Source organism: Thermococcus waiotapuensis (genome assembly GCF_055384795.1).
On record NZ_AP042429.1, the window covers coordinates 1222418 to 1240551 of the forward strand.

The 18134-nt window shown below is 53.8% G+C and carries 22 protein-coding genes; 6 read left to right on the forward strand and 16 right to left on the reverse strand.

The features are described from left to right. Positions 1-45 precede the first annotated feature (45 nt). The gene (locus ACZ47M_RS06765; protein ID WP_315342562.1) at positions 46-369 is read left to right on the forward strand and encodes a helix-turn-helix domain-containing protein; all 324 of its coding nucleotides are present in this window, start codon (positions 46-48) and stop codon (positions 367-369) included. A gap of 162 nt (positions 370-531) precedes the next feature. Here the strand turns inward: ACZ47M_RS06765 and pfdA are convergent, their stop codons facing one another. From pfdA to ACZ47M_RS06785, 4 genes are read right to left on the reverse strand one after another with little or no spacing between them, the layout of a single operon-like run. Further along, positions 532-945: a prefoldin subunit alpha gene (pfdA, locus tag ACZ47M_RS06770; protein WP_315342657.1), complete on the reverse strand. Its 414-nt coding sequence runs from the start codon at positions 943-945 to the stop codon at positions 532-534. 44 nt (positions 946-989) lie between these two features. Next, entirely contained in the window at positions 990-1562 is a 573-nt protein-coding gene (locus ACZ47M_RS06775; RefSeq protein ID WP_315342560.1) for a CBS domain-containing protein, read from the reverse strand. A gap of 56 nt (positions 1563-1618) precedes the next feature. Then, positions 1619-2545 carry an SDR family oxidoreductase gene (locus ACZ47M_RS06780; protein WP_315342558.1) on the reverse strand — a complete coding sequence of 309 codons (927 nt, stop codon included), beginning with the start codon at positions 2543-2545 and terminating at the stop codon, positions 1619-1621. A 22-nt stretch (positions 2546-2567) separates the two neighbouring features. Continuing rightward, positions 2568-2831 carry a hypothetical protein gene (locus tag ACZ47M_RS06785; protein WP_315342557.1) on the reverse strand — a complete coding sequence of 88 codons (264 nt, stop codon included), beginning with the start codon at positions 2829-2831 and terminating at the stop codon, positions 2568-2570. Positions 2832-2970: 139 nt separating this feature from the next. Here ACZ47M_RS06785 and ACZ47M_RS06790 point away from each other — a divergent pair, with 139 nt between their 5' ends. Next, complete coding sequence (locus ACZ47M_RS06790) at positions 2971-3990, forward strand: adenylosuccinate synthetase (RefSeq protein WP_315342555.1); 1020 nt, start codon at positions 2971-2973, stop codon at positions 3988-3990. On the opposite strand, the gene ACZ47M_RS06795 is transcribed toward ACZ47M_RS06790, so the two are convergent. From ACZ47M_RS06795 to ACZ47M_RS06825, 7 genes are all read right to left on the reverse strand, one after another. Then, on the reverse strand, positions 3987-4766 hold the full coding sequence (locus ACZ47M_RS06795) for an alpha/beta hydrolase (protein WP_315342655.1): 780 nt from the start codon (positions 4764-4766) through the stop codon (positions 3987-3989). The genes ACZ47M_RS06790 and ACZ47M_RS06795 overlap by 4 nt on opposite strands. A 69-nt stretch (positions 4767-4835) precedes the next feature. Further along, complete coding sequence (locus tag ACZ47M_RS06800) at positions 4836-5489, reverse strand: hypothetical protein (RefSeq protein ID WP_315342653.1); 654 nt, start codon at positions 5487-5489, stop codon at positions 4836-4838. A gap of 1 nt (position 5490) precedes the next feature. Beyond that, on the reverse strand, positions 5491-5778 hold the full coding sequence (locus ACZ47M_RS06805) for an iron-sulfur cluster assembly protein (protein WP_315342553.1): 288 nt from the start codon (positions 5776-5778) through the stop codon (positions 5491-5493). After that, positions 5768-6760, reverse strand: coding sequence for an ArsA family ATPase (locus tag ACZ47M_RS06810; RefSeq protein WP_315342651.1), 993 nt, complete (start codon positions 6758-6760; stop codon positions 5768-5770). The genes ACZ47M_RS06805 and ACZ47M_RS06810 overlap by 11 nt, the downstream gene beginning before the upstream one ends. Positions 6761-6770: 10 nt before the next feature. After that, positions 6771-7052, reverse strand: a complete 282-nt coding sequence (locus ACZ47M_RS06815) for a DUF7990 family protein (protein WP_315342551.1) — start codon at positions 7050-7052, stop codon at positions 6771-6773. Between the two features lie 47 nt (positions 7053-7099). Continuing rightward, positions 7100-8854 (reverse strand): carbon starvation CstA family protein, encoded by a 1755-nt coding sequence (locus tag ACZ47M_RS06820; RefSeq protein WP_315342549.1) that lies wholly within the window; start codon positions 8852-8854, stop codon positions 7100-7102. A gap of 182 nt (positions 8855-9036) precedes the next feature. Then, the gene (locus ACZ47M_RS06825) at positions 9037-9483 is read right to left on the reverse strand and encodes a single- stranded DNA-binding family protein (RefSeq protein WP_315342649.1); all 447 of its coding nucleotides are present in this window, start codon (positions 9481-9483) and stop codon (positions 9037-9039) included. Between the two features lie 57 nt (positions 9484-9540). Between ACZ47M_RS06825 and ACZ47M_RS06830 the strand changes: the two genes are divergently transcribed. Then, on the forward strand, positions 9541-10215 hold the full coding sequence (locus ACZ47M_RS06830; protein ID WP_315342547.1) for an adenylate kinase: 675 nt from the start codon (positions 9541-9543) through the stop codon (positions 10213-10215). Positions 10216-10243: 28 nt separating this feature from the next. On the opposite strand, the gene ACZ47M_RS06835 is transcribed toward ACZ47M_RS06830, so the two are convergent. The 3 genes from ACZ47M_RS06835 to ACZ47M_RS06845 all read right to left on the reverse strand — a co-directional run bounded on the left by ACZ47M_RS06835 (position 10244) and on the right by ACZ47M_RS06845 (position 16190). After that, positions 10244-13231, reverse strand: a complete 2988-nt coding sequence (locus ACZ47M_RS06835) for a peptide transporter (RefSeq protein ID WP_464883387.1) — start codon at positions 13229-13231, stop codon at positions 10244-10246. Between the two features lie 14 nt (positions 13232-13245). Continuing rightward, entirely contained in the window at positions 13246-15054 is a 1809-nt protein-coding gene (glmS, locus tag ACZ47M_RS06840; RefSeq protein WP_315342544.1) for a glutamine--fructose-6-phosphate transaminase (isomerizing), read from the reverse strand. An 89-nt stretch (positions 15055-15143) separates the two neighbouring features. Then, a complete protein-coding gene (locus ACZ47M_RS06845) occupies positions 15144-16190 on the reverse strand; it encodes a M42 family metallopeptidase (RefSeq protein WP_315342543.1) in 1047 nt (348 codons plus the stop codon). 98 nt (positions 16191-16288) lie between these two features. Here ACZ47M_RS06845 and sfsA point away from each other — a divergent pair, with 98 nt between their 5' ends. Continuing rightward, positions 16289-16999: a DNA/RNA nuclease SfsA gene (sfsA, locus tag ACZ47M_RS06850; protein ID WP_315342542.1), complete on the forward strand. Its 711-nt coding sequence runs from the start codon at positions 16289-16291 to the stop codon at positions 16997-16999. Here sfsA and ACZ47M_RS06855 read toward each other — a convergent pair. Both ACZ47M_RS06855 and ACZ47M_RS06860 read right to left on the reverse strand, forming a co-directional pair. After that, on the reverse strand, positions 16996-17145 hold the full coding sequence (locus ACZ47M_RS06855) for a DNA-directed RNA polymerase subunit P (RefSeq protein ID WP_010478759.1): 150 nt from the start codon (positions 17143-17145) through the stop codon (positions 16996-16998). The two genes, sfsA and ACZ47M_RS06855, sit on opposite strands and share 4 nt — an antisense overlap. Positions 17146-17171: 26 nt before the next feature. Next, complete coding sequence (locus ACZ47M_RS06860) at positions 17172-17432, reverse strand: 50S ribosomal protein L37ae (RefSeq protein WP_010478762.1); 261 nt, start codon at positions 17430-17432, stop codon at positions 17172-17174. 133 nt (positions 17433-17565) lie between these two features. On the opposite strand from ACZ47M_RS06860, the gene ACZ47M_RS06865 reads away from it, so the two are divergent. Further along, positions 17566-17769: a MoaD/ThiS family protein gene (locus ACZ47M_RS06865; protein WP_315342647.1), complete on the forward strand. Its 204-nt coding sequence runs from the start codon at positions 17566-17568 to the stop codon at positions 17767-17769. Positions 17770-17856: 87 nt separating this feature from the next. Further along, positions 17857-18069 (forward strand): hypothetical protein, encoded by a 213-nt coding sequence (locus ACZ47M_RS06870; RefSeq protein ID WP_315342645.1) that lies wholly within the window; start codon positions 17857-17859, stop codon positions 18067-18069. The last annotated feature ends 65 nt before the right edge of the window (positions 18070-18134 follow it).

Here is an 18134-nt window from a genome sequence, read left to right on the forward strand (position 1 = left end):
CCGATCCGTGAACAGGTATGAAAGAAAAATTTCAGAGGGGAAGGTATGGAAGACATCCTCCGGATCCTCTCGAGGGGCCTGAAATTCTTTGAACTCGGGGAAACGGAAATCAGGATTTACTCCCTTCTTCAGCGGGAGTCGCTGACGCCTAGACAGATTGCGAAAGCCCTCGGCCTGTCGGAGAGAATCGTCAGGGAGAAGCTGAAGCACCTCCTTGAACTGGGCCTGATCGAGAGAACGCTCGTAAACAGGGGCTGGCTGGGCTACGTTTACTACGCCAAGGCCCCCCAGGAGGCCCTAAAGGGACTTTTAAGCCGCATTGAGTCCACGCTAAAGGCGGTGGAGAAGGAGACAAACCTGAAAGGATGACCTCCGGGGCTTTTAACGAATAGCTCCATCAGCGCGTCCTTCCGCAAAACGGAGGTATCCAGAGGAAGTCAAAGAGAATCTCAGAAACATCTCCGGTTTGGCGGTTCCTGGCTTCGATCGATCCTTCCAGCCCTAAGGGCGAGGCAGGAGAAATAATAAAAATCACTTCTGAAGTTCTTGGGCTTTTTTGGCGAGCTCCTGAAGCTGAAGCTCAAGCCTATTAAGGGCCTCCTGGGTTCTCGCTATGGCCTCATCGTAATCCCGGATTCTTCCCTCCAGGTAGGAGACTGCATCCTTTATCTCCTTCTCCACAGCATAACCCGCCCCGACGCTGACTATGGCGTGTTTCTTATCAACTACGACCCCTTTAAGAAACGATCCAGCCCCGATTGGAACAAGGATCTCGGGTTTTTCCTCTTCCACTTTTTCAAGCTTCTCCAGGGTCTCCCTGACGGCTAGGAACTCGTTTCTTCCTAAGGTCAAAAGTTCCAGGTTCTGGGCCAGCAACTGTGCCTGGGCCTGGAGAAGCTGATACTCGTAAGCCAGACGTTCAAGCTTCTCGTTTCTCTCCGCCATTATCATCACCTCCCTCTCCTTTCCCCCACCCTTTAAAGGGTTTTTCACTCCTTTCTTTTAAAAATGTCAACCCTCGTGATTATGCCCACGACCTTTCCGTTTTTATCCTGGATAAGCACTGCCGGATGTTCTTCCAGAAGGTATTTGACAACTTCCAGATCCTCCTCCTCGTTCACTATTGGGAAAGGTTCGTCCATAACCTCGACGACTTTCCTGTCGTATATATTTTCGTACTCCAGACTGCGCCTCACCAGGGCCCTCTCCGTCACCGAGCCCACGACCTTATTGCCGCTTATTACCGGTATCTGGGAAATGTTGTGGGCATTCATGAGTTTTATGACGTCTTCGACTTTCTCATAGGGCTTGACCGAGATGACGGGTGAAGACATAACATCCCTTGCCTTGGGCAGGGCCTTTTTACACTCCAGGAGAGCCTGGAGAATCCTGTTAAAGGTCGAGAGCCTGGGATCAACTTTACCGCTCTCGAGTTTGGCTATATAAGCCTGCGTAACCCCGGACTTTTTGGCCAGCTCCTCCTGTGTTATTCCCAGTTCCTTGCGTATCTTCTTTATAAGGGTAGGGTCGATCGGACGAGGTATGGAAACCGTAATGACCACCGGTTATACCATCATCACCGGGGTTAATAAACCTTATCGGCCGGCCTGGCCGGAGGTCATTTCAGCTGCGATGAATACCACTCCACCGTCTTCTTGAGCCCCTCCTCCAGTGACCACTCGGGTTCGAAGCCGAGCTTCCTTATCTCGCCTATGTCCGCGAGGCTGTACCTTATGTCACCAGGTCTCGGCTTGTCGAAGATTATCGAAGCTTTAGAGCCAGTTATTTCGATGACCTTCATAGCCAGCTCAAGGATACTCGTCTCCTTACCCGTTGCCACGTTGAAGACCCCGCCGTTCGCTTCCCTGCTCTCCGCAACGAGGAGGTTCGCCTTGACGACGTCCTTAACGTAGATGAAATCGCGCGTCTGCTTTCCATTGCCAAAGATGACGAGGGGCTCGTTCTTCAAAGCGCGGTTTATGAAGATGCTTATAACTCCGGCGTACTGGTTAGACCCCTGCCTTGGCCCGAAGACGTTGAAGTAGCGGAGAGCAACCACGGGTAAACCGTAGAGCTCGTGGAAGACCCGGAGGTATTCTTCAGCAGTTGCCTTCGTGACGCCGTAGGGCGAGAGGGGCCTCGGCCTCTCCGTTTCTTTAAGTGGAAGATTTGGATTGTCCCCATAGACGGCGGCGGAGGATGCAAAGATAAGCTTCCCGTGGCCCTCGAGAAGGGCCCTGAGGATGTTGAGCGTCCCTATGACGTTTACCTCCTCCGTGAAAACCGGATCTCTAACGCTCTCGACGACGCTTACCTGTGCGGCCTCGTGGAAGACGTAGTCCGCGTTGCTTATCAACTCGGCTATGCTCTGATAGTCCCTGACGTCAGCCTTTACCAGCTTCGCCCCTGGTGGGACGTTCTCCTCCTTCCCGGTGTAGAGGTTGTCGATCACTATGACCTCGTTGTCCCTGGCGAGCTCTTCAGCTAGATGGGAGCCTATGAAACCTGCTCCCCCGGTTACAACTATTAGCTTGTTCCTCAGCATGAAACCACTGGATTACATCGGCTTAAAAATACTTCCTCTTCTTGACCATGTCCAGTAGCAGGGCTTTGTCAACCTTCCCCTCGACGTTTTGGAGGATGTAAACGACGTCAGCTATTATGAGAGCGGCCTTCTCCATGATGTCCTTGCTCTTGTTCCAGGGCATGGCGTACCTGAACTCAAGTATATCTGCCAGATCATCCAGGGACAGCTCGAGCACAACCTCCCCGTTTGGCCTGGCCCTAAAGACTACGCTCTTTCCAGACAGTAGGGGCTCAACTTCCGGCATGGCGTTCCCCCAACTATTTGGAGGTCAAAGGTTTTATCCTTTTCGCGATCGGAGTAAGTATGCGCCGCTTGTAAACAACATAATGTCAACTTCGAAACCGTTATAAACCCCTTCTTGACTTAAACATGGGTAAGAAGCCATGCCGAGCTACATCGTTGTTGGCGGCCAATGGGGTGACGAGGGAAAGGGTTCCGTTATAGCTTACCTCGCCCTAAGGGACGAGCCCGACGTTATAGCGCGCGGCGGCGTAGGGACAAACGCGGGCCACAGCGTTTTTATAAACGGCAAGAAGTACGCGGTGAGGCAGCTTCCGACGGGTTTCATGCAGACGAAGGCGAGGCTTTTAGTTGGCGCTGGCGTTCTGGTTGATCCCGGAGTGTTTTTCCACGAGCTCGAAGCGCTCAGGGACTTCAAAGTTGCCGAGAGGGTCGGCGTTGACGCCCGCTGTGCGATAATCGAGGAGAAGCATAAAGAACTCGACAGGACGAGCGACTACCTCCACGATAAGATAGGAACAACGGGAAGCGGTTGCGGGCCAGCGAACGCGGATAGAGTTATGCGGAGGGCAAAGCTTGCCAAGGACATCCCAGAACTTGGGCCTTACCTTACAGACGTTGCCGCGGAAGTCAACGACGCCCTGGATGAGGGCAAGCTCGTTCTCGTTGAGGGAACCCAGGGCTTCGGGCTGAGCCTTTACTACGGCACCTACCCCTACGTGACATCAAAGGACACAACGGCCTCAGCGGTCGCGAGCGACGTGGGAATCGGGCCGACAAGGGTGGACGATGTCATCGTCGTCTTCAAGAGCTTCCCGACGAGGGTTGGCGCTGGTCCGTTTCCAACGGAGATGAGCCAGGAAGAGGCAGATAGGCTCGGCCTGGTCGAGTATGGAACCGTTACCGGGAGAAGGCGCCGCGTGGGCTGGTTCGACTTCGAGTTTGCCCGCTACTCTGCCAGAATCAACGGTGCTACTATGCTCGCTTTGACAATGCTCGACAAGTACGATAGGGATGCCTTTGGTGTCACTGACTACGATAAGCTCCCGAAGAAGGCAAAGGAGTTCGTGGAGGAGATAGAGGAGCGCGTTGGCGTTCCAGTTGCGCTGATAAAGACCGGGCCGGAGCTGGAGCACGTAATAGATAGAAGGGAGAACATCTAAGCGTTAGAGTGCCCCAGCAACCACTCAACTATTTCCCTGTGTAAGGCCTCCCCCCACTCGGGGTCTTCGAATATCTCGTGGTAAGCCCCTGGAAACTCCTTCAGCTCTTTGTCTTCTACCTTAAGCTTCCCGAAGAGTTCCCTCGAGCCTTCCGGAGGAGTTATCACATCGCCCGTCCCAACGAGGAGAAGAACCGGGACTTTTATCCTCTCTGCCTCTTTCTGGGCCTTCCCCATGTTCTCGAAGATGCTCCTCCCGAGCTTCGTTGAGATCCTGTCGTGGACAAGCGGGTCTTCCACGTAGGCCTTAACGGCCTCCGGATTCCTTGACAGGAGTTCCGGCTTTATGCCGTTGGAGAGAGTTAAGCCCGGAGCGACTCTGCCGAGAAACTTCACCAGGGCCACAAGGAAGCCCGGCGTTTCAGGGCTTTTTGCCAGAGCCGGTGAAGAAGCTATCACTCCCCTTATTTTTTCTGGCCTCGTCTCGGCATATCTTATAACCGTCAAACCACCGAGGCTGTGGCCGAAGAGGAAGGGCTTTTCACCTAATTCTTCAATTATGGAATCAATTATTTCCATAGCCTCTTCAACGCTCGTGTGCCCCCTTTTGCCAGGGCTTTTGCCATGCCCGGGCCAGTCAAAGGTGTAAACGGCGAAGCCGGCTTCGTTGAGCATCTTTATCAGCTTTCCATACCTTCCGCTGTGCTCGCCAAGGCCATGGACGAGCACGACCCAACCCTTCTCGGGTGTTCCAAACTTAGCCTTGTAGACTTCCACGACAGTCACCTGGCCATAGAATACATGAGAAGAGGATTTAACGTTTTCTCCATGGAAAAATGAGAGGAGTCATTGAGAAAACGGGCTCTCCTTTATTTCCCCGTTTACGAACTCCACAATCTTCCTGATGTCCTCCCCAATGGTCTCGGGCTCCGGCTTCATCTGGACGTAGAAGACGTTCGTCTTTGGGGTCAGTGCTACGTGCTTGATGTTAGCCGGCTTGGAGAGGCTTTCAATGAGTGATTTGAGCTTTTCTATATCACGTTTCTTCTCAAAAAGCGCCTCGTACTTCTTCCTGGATATCTCCACTTCCCCCTTCTGGAGGAGAGGTTCGTTCTCTATGTCGGGCTTGAGCCGGTAGTAGTTCTTCTGAATTAGATGGGCCTCTCTCTTTATCTGGGAGAATGGCCTTACGACGATGTAGAGCTTGTCGTGCCTGCTGGTGAGCAGTGCTATCGGAAAGTAGAGAAGGCTGTGTCGCGGGAGGAGCGTGAGGGTATATTCAAGCTTCCGCAGATTGTCACGGTTTATCTTGTACTCCGCTCTGAATCCGATGTAACCGCCAAGCCAGGTGTATGTCTCATCCTCCGGCTTTATCACGTCCTTTACTGACCTTATGTAGTGCTGCATCAGTAGAAGGTTGAGCTTCCTGCCCCTGAAGTACTGAAGCGTTGCGATTCCGGCCAGGAAGATTATAATCACCATCAGCAGTTGATTATCCATCTCAATCATCCCCCGGATAGTACCTCTGAAAGCTCCTCGCGTCAAGTATTTCAACCTTCCCCAAATCCGAGAGAACCGCAACAACCTCTCTCACTATCTTGGCCTGAACGGGCCAGGTGAGTGCATTCATAAAAGGCCCCTGGGCTCCCCTGGAGAGTTCGAGGTAAAGCTTTACTTCCCCCTCTTCCTCAACGATCGAAACAACCATGCCCATGTCCACTATGTTCTCCTCAGTTAAGGGATCTTTCACGTTCTTCAGCCGTTTAATGACCTCTTCCTCAATCCCCAACTATCATTCCCCCGAGCCTCCTAAGCCACTCCATACCCCGGGGCTCCTCCGCGAACATGGGAATTTTGAGTACTTCCATCCCCCTGAACTCCTCCTCGATCTGCTCCATTACCTTCTTCTGGGCATCGAGCTTTACCTTCAGCTCTGGGATTTCTCCGGAAACGTTGATAACTTTGTTCACAACGATGAGCCTGAATGGAACTCCGAATTTCTTCAGTGCGTCCCTTGCCCTGATGGTCTCGTACAGGGGCAGTGCCTCGGGGTTCATCACCGCAACGACGCTCGTCTTATCTGGGTCAGTTATAACGTCATCCACGAATTGAACCTCCGAGCGGTATTTTTTGAGCTCTTTCATCACTTCATCCCTGCTCTCCTCCGTTGGCAGCTCAGCCTCTTCCTCACCCATCTTGAACTTTAACGGCCCCTGAATGTTGGCTATGGCGGCACGCTTCTCCAGTATCTTCCTCCTGATGTCTATGAGCTTGTCCGCCCAGATGAGAGATATCCGGGGGAGCGCCAGAACGCGGAGGGTAAGGCCAGTGGGCGGGGTGTCGAAGACTATCACGTCCCACTCATCCCCCTTCATGAGAATGTCCTTTATGGCTTCGAGCGTGGCGTACTCCTCTATCCCCGGTGAGTAGCTCAGAACTTGGAAATACTTCTCGAGGTTTATGACGGTCAGATAGCGGTAGGCATGCTTTAGGTTTTTTTCCAGGTGTCCAAGGTAGTCCTTGATGAGCTTCTCCATGTCGAGCTCGCTCGCGTAGAGGTTCTCGGCAAGCTTCTTGGGCCTGTCACCCAGCTTAATCATGAAGACGTCACCGAGGTTGTGGGCCGGATCGAGTGAGACGATGAGCGTTTTGTACCCCTTTTCAGCCAGTGCAGCGGCTATGGAAGCTGAGGTTGTGGTCTTTCCCACCCCACCTTTCCCTATCACAAAGAGGACGCGGTAGCCCTTCCTAGGCAGAAAGTATTCCCTCATGTCCACCACCTTAAGTTATGTCGAAGAGCCCTGCGAGCTCTCCGAGAATGTCGTCCATATTCTCGGCTCTCCTTTGCATTACATACAGCTCCCTCGCCATATGGGGAAGCAACCTCAGGGTTAGGGTTGTCGGCGGGCTCGGAAGTCCGACGAAGGATCCCATCAGAAGGAGTGCGAAAACGTTCTCAAGCTCCCTCAGCTCGAATTCTAAGTACCCGGTTGACTGCTCCCGAAACGACTGTTCAACGCCCTTCAGGAAGTCCTGGAGGTTCTCTAAGATTCTCCCGGGCATTCTATACCCTCCAGAAATTTCAACGATCAAAAAAGAGAAAATCAAAATCAGGCCGCACTCGCGGCGTAATCCTCCTCGGGCTTCTTCCACGCGATCCAGAAGTCCCAAATGAGGAGGAGGTTCAGGAGCAGGCTTACCACCAGGGCGCCCTTGACCGCTATCAGGTACCTTCCGACCATCGGGACGTAGATGATGTACCATAACATTGCGGCGGTAACTGTAATCCAGAGGAAGAGCGCCGGTATGAGGATGGCCCAGCTCCATGAGCCTGCCCTCTGCACCTTGGCGGCCCAGAGAGCCCCTGTCATGAGGGCTATGCTGGCAAGCATCTGGTTCATGGCGCTGAAGGCAGGCCAGATGACCTTGTAGCTGGCTCCCCATGCGAGGTAGGTTCCGAGACCGGCGATTATTGTAGAGGCGACCCACTTGTTGGTTATAAACTTCATAGCCCCCTTGCTCGTGTCGGCGACCATTCCGAAGAGCTCCTGCCAGGCAAACCTTCCGAGCCTCGTTGCGGTGTCGAGAGAAGTCAATGTGAAGGCCGAGACCCAGAGGGTCGCGAAAGTCTTTCCGAAGGTCTCACTTACGCCGTAAAACTCGCTAACAGCCTTGGCGTAGCTTCCAATGAAGGTTCCAAGGCCGCCCTTCTCAATGTAGTGGAGTCCCCACTGGTCTGGCTGGAGACCGGTGAGCTGGACGCCGTAGATGGCTATGGAGGTTATGACTACGGTCGAAAGGAAGCCCTCAGTGAACATCCCACCATAGCCGACGAGGAGGCCATGGATCTCATTGTCAAGCTGTTTTGAACTTGTTCCAGAACCTACGAGGGAATGGAATCCACTCAGGGAACCGCATGCTATTATGAGTGGTATCGTAGGCCAGAACGGCGAGGCTACAGCTTTCGATCCCTCGTTGGTTACCCCGGTGACGACCTTGGCGCTCCAAGTGGTGTACGCTGGAGCCGTAAAGTTCTTGGCGAGGAACAGGAGGGCGATGCTTCCGAAAATAAGGCCGAACCAGAGGATGTAAGCGTTCATGTAGTCCCTGGGCTGGAGGAGTATCCAGACCGGAAGGGAGGCTGCTATGATGATATAAACCATGAGGATTATGTTCCAGTAGTGGTACGCGGTGGTGTAGGCAGCGGAATTTAGCTTGGTCTGCCCTTCAACAAAGACCAGGGGGTACTTGAGGCCAAGCCAAACTGATATTACCAGAAGGATGAGGCCCACCAGGGTTGCAAGTTTGAACTCCATCTTCACCTTGTAGAGCAGCCAGCCGAGTATAACGGCCACCACAAGGAAGAGCAGCGTTGCAGTTGCCGCCTCTGGAGTGGTTGTCAGCAGCTGTGCCGTGACCGCAACGAAAGCGGCCACAACCAGAAGGAGGGTGAACCAGATGTAGACCTCAAAGGATACACCGGTCCTCTTGCTCATGAGCTTCCCCGCGATCCACTGCACGGATTTGCCATCGTAGCGGACAGATGACATCAGTGATAGATAGTCATGGACGGCACCGATGAAGACGTTTCCAAACCAGACCCATATGAGTCCTGGCAACCAACCCCATGCCATTGCGATTGCGGGGCCTGTTATCGGGCCCGCGCCTGCTATCGATGCGAAGTGGTGCCCATAAAGGACCAGTGGGTGTGCTGGAACGTAGTCAACTCCGTCATAGAGCCTGTGCGCCGGCGTTGGTCTGTTGGGGTCGGCTCTAACGACCTTGTTCTGGAGGCTCTTGCCATAGGTAAAGTACATGCCCAAATATATGGCAGCCGCTATCAAGATAACCACAGCCGAGTTCATTTTTGTACCCCCAGCTAAGTTCTGCACATTAAGCTACACTTTAGTATTTAAATGCCTTTTGGTGTCCGACTGAAACGTCCAAGCTTTCAACTTGGCGCTGACAAAACAGCCCAAAGGGGATAACAGTTGTAAATTCGTCCCAGGAGTGAAGTGGGGACTCGGAAATTTGAAAAGGAAACAGCTCATTCCTCGGCCCTTAGCTTCAGTGAGGTGTGCTCTTCCTTAAGGCGCTCGAGCTTCTCCATGAGCTCTTCGGAGAGGGCTTTGAGCTGAACTGCAACGCCCTCCAGTTCTTTGATCCTCTCTTCCAGCTGCTTCTCCCGCTCCTCAACCTCCTCCATGGCCTTGGCAAGCTTTTCTTCCTCGCTCTTTCTGTAAACCTCAACGTGGAGGTTTTCGTAGTCCCACGCTATTCTACCGTCTTCGATTTTGAAAGGCACGGTAATCCTGACAACGTCGCCCCTCTCAACCCCGAGCTCCTGGAGCTTCTCGAATATTCTCTGGTTGAGCTCTCCGGCGGCCCTGACCACTTCCCTGGGCTCGACCTTTCCTCGCGTCAGTGCAAAGAGAACCCTCCTAACTTTGTAGGCATAGCCCGAGGCCCGAACGTAGCCGGTGCTCAACTTCATGGGCATCACCAAAAGTTTATTCTACTCAAGCACATAAATCCTTATTGGTGGTCACCGATGAACATATTGATGTTTGGGCCGCCCGGTTCCGGAAAGAGCACCCACTCGAGGAGGATCGTCGAGGACTATGGCCTGGCCTACGTATCCTCCGGGGACATTATAAGGTACGAGATAGAGCAAAAAAGCCCCCTGGGGCTTGAGATGGCCGCTTACCTCAGCAGGGGCGACCTGATACCTGATACGATAGTGAACACCCTGATAATCTCAAAACTCAGAAGGCAGAGAGAGAACTTCATACTCGACGGCTACCCAAGAACGCCCGAGCAGGTGATAGCGCTCGAGAACTACCTCTACGACCACGGGATAAGGCTCGACCTGGCCCTTGAGATTTTCATAGGGGAGGATGAAAGCGTGGAGAGGATCTCCGGGAGGAGGATATGCCCAAACTGCGGCGCCGTTTACCACGTGAAGTACAACCCACCCAGGGTGCCGGAGGTCTGCGACCTCTGCGGATCAAAGCTCATCCAGAGGCCTGACGATAGGGAGGAGGTAGTGCGAAAGAGGTACCAGATCTACGCAAAAAACATGGAGCCGATAATAAAGTTCTACCGCGGAAAGGGCATTTACGTTCGCGTCGATGGAGGAGGACCAATAGAGGAGGTCTGGAAGAGGATAAAGCCCCTGCTCGACTACATTCGGGCCAGAGAGGAGAAGAGAAGGGAGCACGAGTGAAGTCTGCCTTGGCAAAGATTGGGAGGGGCTAGTTCACCCCCTCCCACACGACGTACTCCTTCTCTGTTATGAACACCGGCTCGAGCCTCTCACTGTAAACCACGAAGTTGTCGCCGTACTCCTCCTTGAGCTTCTCTATGTACGCCGAGAAGACGTCTCCCGGGACACTGACGTGGGCTTTTATCACGTTGTCCCCCGCCTTAACGCTCATTCCGCTCTTGACGGGTATGTAGGTGATGATCTCCTGGTAGGGGTCAAGGTAGAAGTTGTCCTTGTAGATGTCCTTGCCGTTGGGGGTTAGGTAGTAGACGATGCTGGCCCTCAGGGCGAGGGTTACGTTGCTGTAGTCCTCTTTGAATGCCGCTGTAAGCTCCATGTCCCCGCTCTCGCCAGGAGCTATCGGGAAGCTCGGACTGACCTCCTTGCCGTTCACCTTCACCGGCCCGTTCAAAACGCCAACGGGGCCCTCCTGTATGAGCACCAGCCTGTAATTGGTGGCGTTGGGAACGTCGATGTTGACCGTTATCGGGGTCTCGTTGAGGTGGTTGATGTAGAGGTTCCTGGCGAGGATTTCCCTGCTCACCAGGGTCCCGTTGTTGTAGGCCTCGAATACCAGTGTCCCGTTCTCAACGTCCCTTCCGAAGGCAGAGATGTAGACCCTGAAGGTGTGGTTGCCGAGCAGCGGGACGGTGGTGTTCCCCTCCGGAATTTCGAGCCTGCCCTTACCCATGAAGGACGTGTATATTGGAACCCAGGTGCCATTTGAGGCCGTTCCGTTGACCAGCACGTCCATCCTGTAAACTCCAAAGGGAGTGAAGTTGTAGGTGTTGACGTCTCCGGTGGATTTGACGAGCTTGAAGTTGGCCCAGAGCTTGAGGGAGTCCGTTATGTTCCTCGGGTCAACGTAGTTGAAGGCGAGCTGGACGAAGTTGCTGAAGGCTATCTTGTCGTACGCCAGTATTCCTTCTCCAGGATAGACGTAGAGGACGTAGGGAACGTTGGGCTGCTTGTTCTGGTAGACGGAACCCGTGGACAGGTCAACTATTATTTCAGGCACGTACTGGAGGATCCCTCCATTGTAAGAAACCGCGACGTAGTACGTCCCCGTTGTGTTGTCAAATCCTATCGTTGAGCCGTACTGGGCTCCAACAGGCATGAACATTGGGTTGTTCTCGTACTCCCCGTAGGTTATGGCACCGCCGAGGTAGCTTATGGCGTTGAACTTAAATATATCGCTCTGCCATGCGATGAGATAATTCAGGCCCCAGGCCTCGAAGTCTACCTCACCATCGTTTCCACTGTGCGAGAAGAACTTCGCGAGGATATACCTCCTGTCGTATGCGTGGCCACCGTCCGTTGATGCCCTCCTCTGTGAGAGAAGGCTTGACTCGATCCAGTACCCATAATCCCACCAACTGGTGGCGCTGTCGAGCGGGTTAGTGTTGTTCCTCATCCAGAGGAGTGTGTCCTGCCAGCTCTGGGGAACCTGCTCGCCAGCGGTCATATCCCCTGCCATCTTGCCCATGTCTTTCGCACCTATCACCGGGAGAGGCAGGAGGAGAAGCGCCAAAACAACCGCGTACATTGCCTTAGTTCCGAGGGTTTCTTTCATTTTTTCAACGAGGGTTATGACCTCCCCGAGGAGGAGACCGGCCAGCAGCATAACCGCGCCCGACGCCTGGAAGCTGAACCTGACGGCACTCCAGAGGAAGTAAGTGGCCGCTGCATAGTAGGTGGCCAGGAAGACCTCCTTGTAGCTGGTTATGTCGCCCCTGTGGAGCTTCCACCCCATCCTGGAGAGGAGAATGAGGAAGCCTATCAGAGAGAATATGTAGAGCATGCCGTCCTGGCCAGCTCCGTTGACGTAGTGGATGCTGAAGACGTCCTTCACGTAGCCCCAGTTGGTGCCGGCGAGCTCCGCAACGGTCTGGTAGAGCGGGTTCGACTGGTATGCGCCTGCCAGGAACTTCCAGAGGTCCCTCCCGAAGTAGGCGTACGCCGCTATGAACCCGAGGAGGCCGACTCCTATGACCGTTCCAAACCTGTGCTTCTTGTCGGAGTAGTTGAGGCCAGCTTTTTCTCCGAAGAGCATCACCGCGGTCAGTGCCACTATGGCAAGGTAAACTTCAAGGGCGAAGACTATGAAAGGTCTGTAGCCGATGAGGGGAATGCCCGTCATAGGCAGGGCCCCCAGGAGGACTATGAGCATCAGCGGGTAGAACTCGTAGGCGAACTTCCTGAGCTCATTGATCCTCCCGAAGGTGAATAGGATTACCGGGTGGAGCCCCATGAAGGCTATGAGCACACCGAGACCGAACTGGCTTCCATCCCAGCTCATCATGAAGAGCCAGCTGAAGACTATGAAGAGCACTCCCCAGAGGATTTTCTTCCATGCCTTCCGGAGATCCTTCCAGTCAGCCCCCTCGTCGAGGTAGTAGGCCATCGCTAAGACTGCAAAGACGAAGAACATAAGGAACGGCGCCTCACCCCTGGCGTTGCCCGAGTAGGTCTTGGAGTAGTTGGAGTAGGAGAAAGCAAGGAACACCGCCGCCCAGAAGCCTGCCCAGTCCGAGTGGAGCTTCCTGCCCAGGAGGTATATCCCTATTATGGTTATGGCGCCCACCAGCGGAGTCCACATCTTGAAGAAGTCGAGCTCCGAGTAGCCGAGATGGCTGAACATGAGGTTGTAAACCTTGGCCGGGATGACGTAGAGACCGAGCGAGCCGCCGAGCTTTATTCCGGTCGGTGGGTCTGCATAGGCGAAGTAGCTCGGTATGCCGTGCTTCACGGCCTCCTGGAAGATCTCGAAGTGGTAGAAGGTGTCCGGATCAACAAAATAATTCAGTTTCGCTGTTTTCATTCTTATGAGGTAGCCGTAGTAGGCAATTATGAGCACAGCTACGGCAATCCCGTAGGTTTTCAGCTTTGGATAAACCCCCGCGAGCTTCTTAAGGGATTCAGGCTCCGGGGGTTTTTTGGTTGGTTTATTCTTCTTTTTATCAACGTTCTTCACCATGTCTGCAACCTCCTTCATTCAACTGTAACGGATTTTGCCAGGTTCCTGGGCTTATCGGGGTCGTTGCCCCTCAAAACGGCTAAATGATAGGCCATAAGCTGGAGTGGAACGACATAAACTATAGGAGTCAAAAGCTCATCCAGCTCGGGCATCTCTATCCAGACGTCGCTTATCCTGCCGACCTCTTCCCTGTCGGAGAGGGCTATTATCATGGCTCCCCTTGCTCTCGCCTCCTCTATGTTGCCCATCATCTTGTCGAAGGTTTTCCCTGAAGGGGCTATCGCGACCACAGGAACCCCCTTCTCGAGGAGGGCCAGCGGGCCATGCTTGAGCTCGCCTGCGGAAAGCCCTTCGGCGTGGATGTAGCTTATCTCCTTGAGCTTGAGGGCGCCTTCCAGGGCAGTGGGGAAGCTTATTCCCCTGCCGACGTAGAAGAAGTCCCTCCTGTCCCTTAGGCTTTCGGCGAGTTCTTTTAACGCTTCCCCGTGGGAGAGGGCCTTTTCAATTAGCACCGGAATGGAGTCAAGCTGTTTCTCCAGGCTCCTGAGGTATTCCTCATCGGCGCTTCCGAGCGCTCTGGCGGTCTCTATGGCGAGCATCGTGAGAACTGTGAGCTGGGTCGTGTAGGTTTTGGTTGCGGCAACACCTATCTCAGGGCCTGCGTGAGTGTAGAGGGTTAAATCAGCTATCCTCGTGGCCATGCTCCCAACAACGTTTACAATGGCGAGAACCCTGGCACCTTTCCTCTTTGCGAGCTTCATTGCCGCGAGCGTGTCGGCGGTTTCCCCGCTCTGTGTTATGGCTATCACGAGGGTGTTCTCATCAACCAGATCCTCGAATTCATACCTGAACTCGCTCGCCTCCTCAACGAGGGGGACTTTCTTTGCGAGCCTCTGGAAGAGGTATTTGCCAACGAGGGCAGCATGATAGGAAGTCCCCATGGCCACGAAGATGACCTTTTCGTACTTCGCTATCTCTTCCGCAACCGATCTTACCATTTCCCTGTTGCCGTGTATGGCGTCCCTGACAGCGCTGGGTTGCTCGTGGATCTCCTTGAGCATGAAATGCGGAAAGCCAGACTTTTCGGCCATTTCCAGCGTCCACGTTATCTTATGAACCGGTTTCTCGACGATTTCGCCGGTGTTAATCCGCTTCACGACGTAGGAGTTCTTGGTTATAACGGCGTACTCACCATCGTCCAGGAAGACCGCCTCCTTCGTGTACTCCAGGAAAGCCGGAACGTCGCTGGCGGCGAACATCTCGCCTTTTCCTATTCCGAGGACGAGGGGGCTCTCGTTTCTGACAACGTAGAGCCTGTCGGGTTCATCAGCGTAGACTATGGCGAGTGCAAAGGAGCCCTTGAGCCTCTTTAAGGCCCTCCTGAGGGCTTCTTCAAAGTTTTCCGAGTTTTTGAGTTCTTCCTCTATGAGGTGGGCGATCACTTCGGTATCGGTGTCGCTCTCGAACCTGTGGCCCCTCTTCAGGAGCTCCCCCTTAAGCTCGACAAAATTCTCGATTATTCCATTGTGCACGAGGACTATCCTTCCGGTGCAGTCCTTATGGGGGTGAGCGTTGATATCGTTTGGAACGCCGTGAGTTGCCCATCTCGTGTGGCCGATTCCCCTGTTGCCATCCATAGCAAGGAAGCCGAGCCTCTCTGCAAGGTTATCTATCCTCCCGGCGCCTTTCCTTATTTCCACCGTTTCCCTGTCGGCGGTTACGATGCCGGCGGAATCATAGCCCCTGTACTCAAGCCTCTTCAGCCCCTTCACTATGACTTCGGCCACATTTCTGTCACCGATGTACCCTATTATTCCACACATGGGTGCACCCGCTCCTTTCCTTACTTTCTGAGTACATAAGGGTATGCCGTTAAAAGAGTTTCTGAGGAAAGCCACATGAAGAGAAAGAATCAGACCTTGAGCTCGTCTATGTGCTCAAGGACTTTGACCATGAGCTTGACTCCGGCATCGACGTCCCTCTCGTCGACAACTTCAGCGTTGGAGTGTATATAGCGCGCTGGAACGCTTATCGCTCCCGTTGGGACACCTGCCTTGTTGAGGTGTATCGCCCCGGCGTCAGTTCCCCCACCGAGCAGGATGTCCCACTGGTAGGGTATCTCGTACCTCTTAGCCAGCTCCTCCATCCACCTCACTATCGTCGGGTGGCAGATGACCGAGCGATCCATGATCTTTATCGCCGTTCCCTTTCCGAGCTGGGTTATCTGCTTGTGCTCAGGTGTCCCGGGAACGTCGGCCGCTATGGTGACGTCGATGGCAAAGCCGTAGTCGGGGTCAATTCCAAAGGCAGAAACCTTTGCACCGCGGAGGCCGACCTCCTCCTGGACTGTGGCGACGAAGTATATATCGGCGTCGCTCTTCTCAAGCTCCTGGGCAGCCTTAACGAGGGTGTAAACCGCTATTCTGTCGTCGAAGGCTATGCTCACGAGGCGGTGCTTCCCCAGGCGCTCAAGCCTGCCATCCCAGGTGATAACGGTACCCACCTTAACGCCCATCCCCCTGGCTTCCTCCTCGCTCTCTGCTCCGATGTCGATGAAAACCTGTTCCCAGGTCGGGGCCTTGTTCCTGTCCTCAGGCTTCTGGATGTGCGGCGGAACGCTTCCGCCGACGCCGTAGATGAACTCGTTAGGCCCGATCCAGACTTTAAACCTCTGGGCTATCAGCGTCCTGGGGTCAACGCCGCCGACGGGGGCAACGCGGAGGAACCCGTTCTTCTCGATGTTTGTAACCATGAGGCCTATCTGGTCCATGTGGGCCGCAAGCATTACCTTCGGCCCGGAACCCTTCTTGTGGGCTATGACGTTTCCGAGCTTGTCCACCTTTATCTCGTCAACGTAGGGCTTGAAAGCTTCGATAACCACGTCCCTTACCCCAAGGAACTCGTAGCCGGAAACTCCTGGGGCTTCAACGATCTTCTTAAGCAGTTCGAAGTCCACCATGGCAACCGCCTCCGTTTAGATTTCCGTCTAAATGTCGTTCGCGAGATATTTAAGCTTATCTACCTCGGGAGGATTGGAGCAATCTGAGGGGTGTTCAAATGGCCGGGGAACTGCTCAGACTAAACGTAATCAAGTGTACATTCCTGAAGAGGCTCAACCGCTTCGTCGCTCTGGTGGAAGTTAAAGGGGAAACTAGGAGGGCCCTGGTTACGAACACCGGAAGGCTGGGGGAGTTCATGGTTCCTGGAAGGAAGGCCTTCTGCGTCCCCAAAACCGGCGGAAAGACGGACTTAATTTTGGTGGCCTTTGAGGACCTGAACGGGAGAGGGGCAATAGTGGACACGGGAACTCAGGCCAGGGCTTTTGAGAGGGCGGTTGAGCTGGGTCTAATCCCATGGCTAAAGAACTGCTCTATAAAGAGGAAAGAGGTAACCGTGGGGGAATCCCGCCTCGATTACCTATTCGAGTGCCCAAAGGGAGAAGTCTACGCCGAGATGAAGAGCGCCGTGTTGAGGGGAGGCGTAAGAGGGGAATACGCAATGTACCCGGACTGTCCGTCAACACGGGGGCGGAGGCACATAAAAGAACTCATCGAACTCAAAAGAGCAGGAAAAGAAGCGATGATATTCTTCATCGGTGCCATGCCAGGTGTGGAAAAGTTCAGACCCAACGAAGGAGGTGACCCGGAGATAGCGAGGCTTTTGAGGGAGGCTAGAAAAGCTGGCGTTCAAATCCACGCAATGAGCATCTCGCTCCTCCCTGGTGGAGAAGTGATCCTCGAGGAACCCGAACTGAAAGTGGAAGTTTAAATGGCTTTAACCCTGCGTGAGACCTTGGGTCTCGGCTTGTAGAGTATCTTGCTACCGCAGTACGGGCAGCGGACTTCCCTAGTGTTCTCGAGGTCGAGCTCAACTTCCCTTCCGCACTTGGCACAGCGATAAACGGCCATGACCATCCGGCTCACCTCAAAAGTGAAGGAAGTCAAACCTCGGGAACCTCAACGCGCTTTGCGACCTTTCCAGCCGGAGTGGTCGGCAGGTAGGCACCGCCGGCGAAAGTTGCCCCGCACTTCTGGCACTGCCAGATTCCTGTGCTTATCCTCCTTACGGCCTTCCTTCCGCAGACAGGGCAGACGTGCTTCTGCCTCATCTTGGCCTCAACGGCAGCCACTCTTCTCCTTATCTTGAGACCGTACCTAGGACCGAACCTTCCAGCGGAACCAACTTTCGTGGTCCTTCCCATGAGCATCACCCCTGATCATCAACCTGTTTTCACGACTGGTGTGTGTTCCCGGGGACGTTTTATAAACCTTTGCATAAGAGAAATCCCAGTCGGGTTTATAAGGCTCCTTTCTCAGATCGGACCGGTGATGAGGATGATCAGGGTAAAAGTACTCGGAAGGGGAATAGAGAAGGAGATAGAATGGAAGAAGGGCATGCTCGTCAAGGACGTGCTCAGAGAGGTTGGCTTCAACACGGAGAATGCAATAGCCAGGGTGAACGGAAGGGTGGCCATTGAAGACGAGGCCGTTGAAGACGGGGCCAGCGTTGAGGTAATACCCGTAGTTTCAGGCGGGTAGTTGTTTCGCCTATTGACGAAGGTCACATTGGCAGTTAGCGAAAGCCTTTTAAACTTTTGGATCCTTACCCTTTTTCAGGTGAACTGCATGAACGGGATAGACCTGCTCAGAAGGAAATTAAACGTCGTTAAAAAACAGAAGGAGTTGCTAATTCTCGAGGAGGCAAAGCTTGTGAGGATGGCGCGTCAGAGGGAGGACGTGGCCAAGAAGCTCGAAACGGTCAGGAAAGAAAAGTTCAGAGTTCTCGCCGAGGAGGCCAAACTGATCCGCGTCATAAAGCAGAATGTCAACCCCGCCTGATTCTTTTTTGATGTACTTCCATTCGCGGGGAATTCACCCCATCATTCAACAAGCTTAAAAAGGCC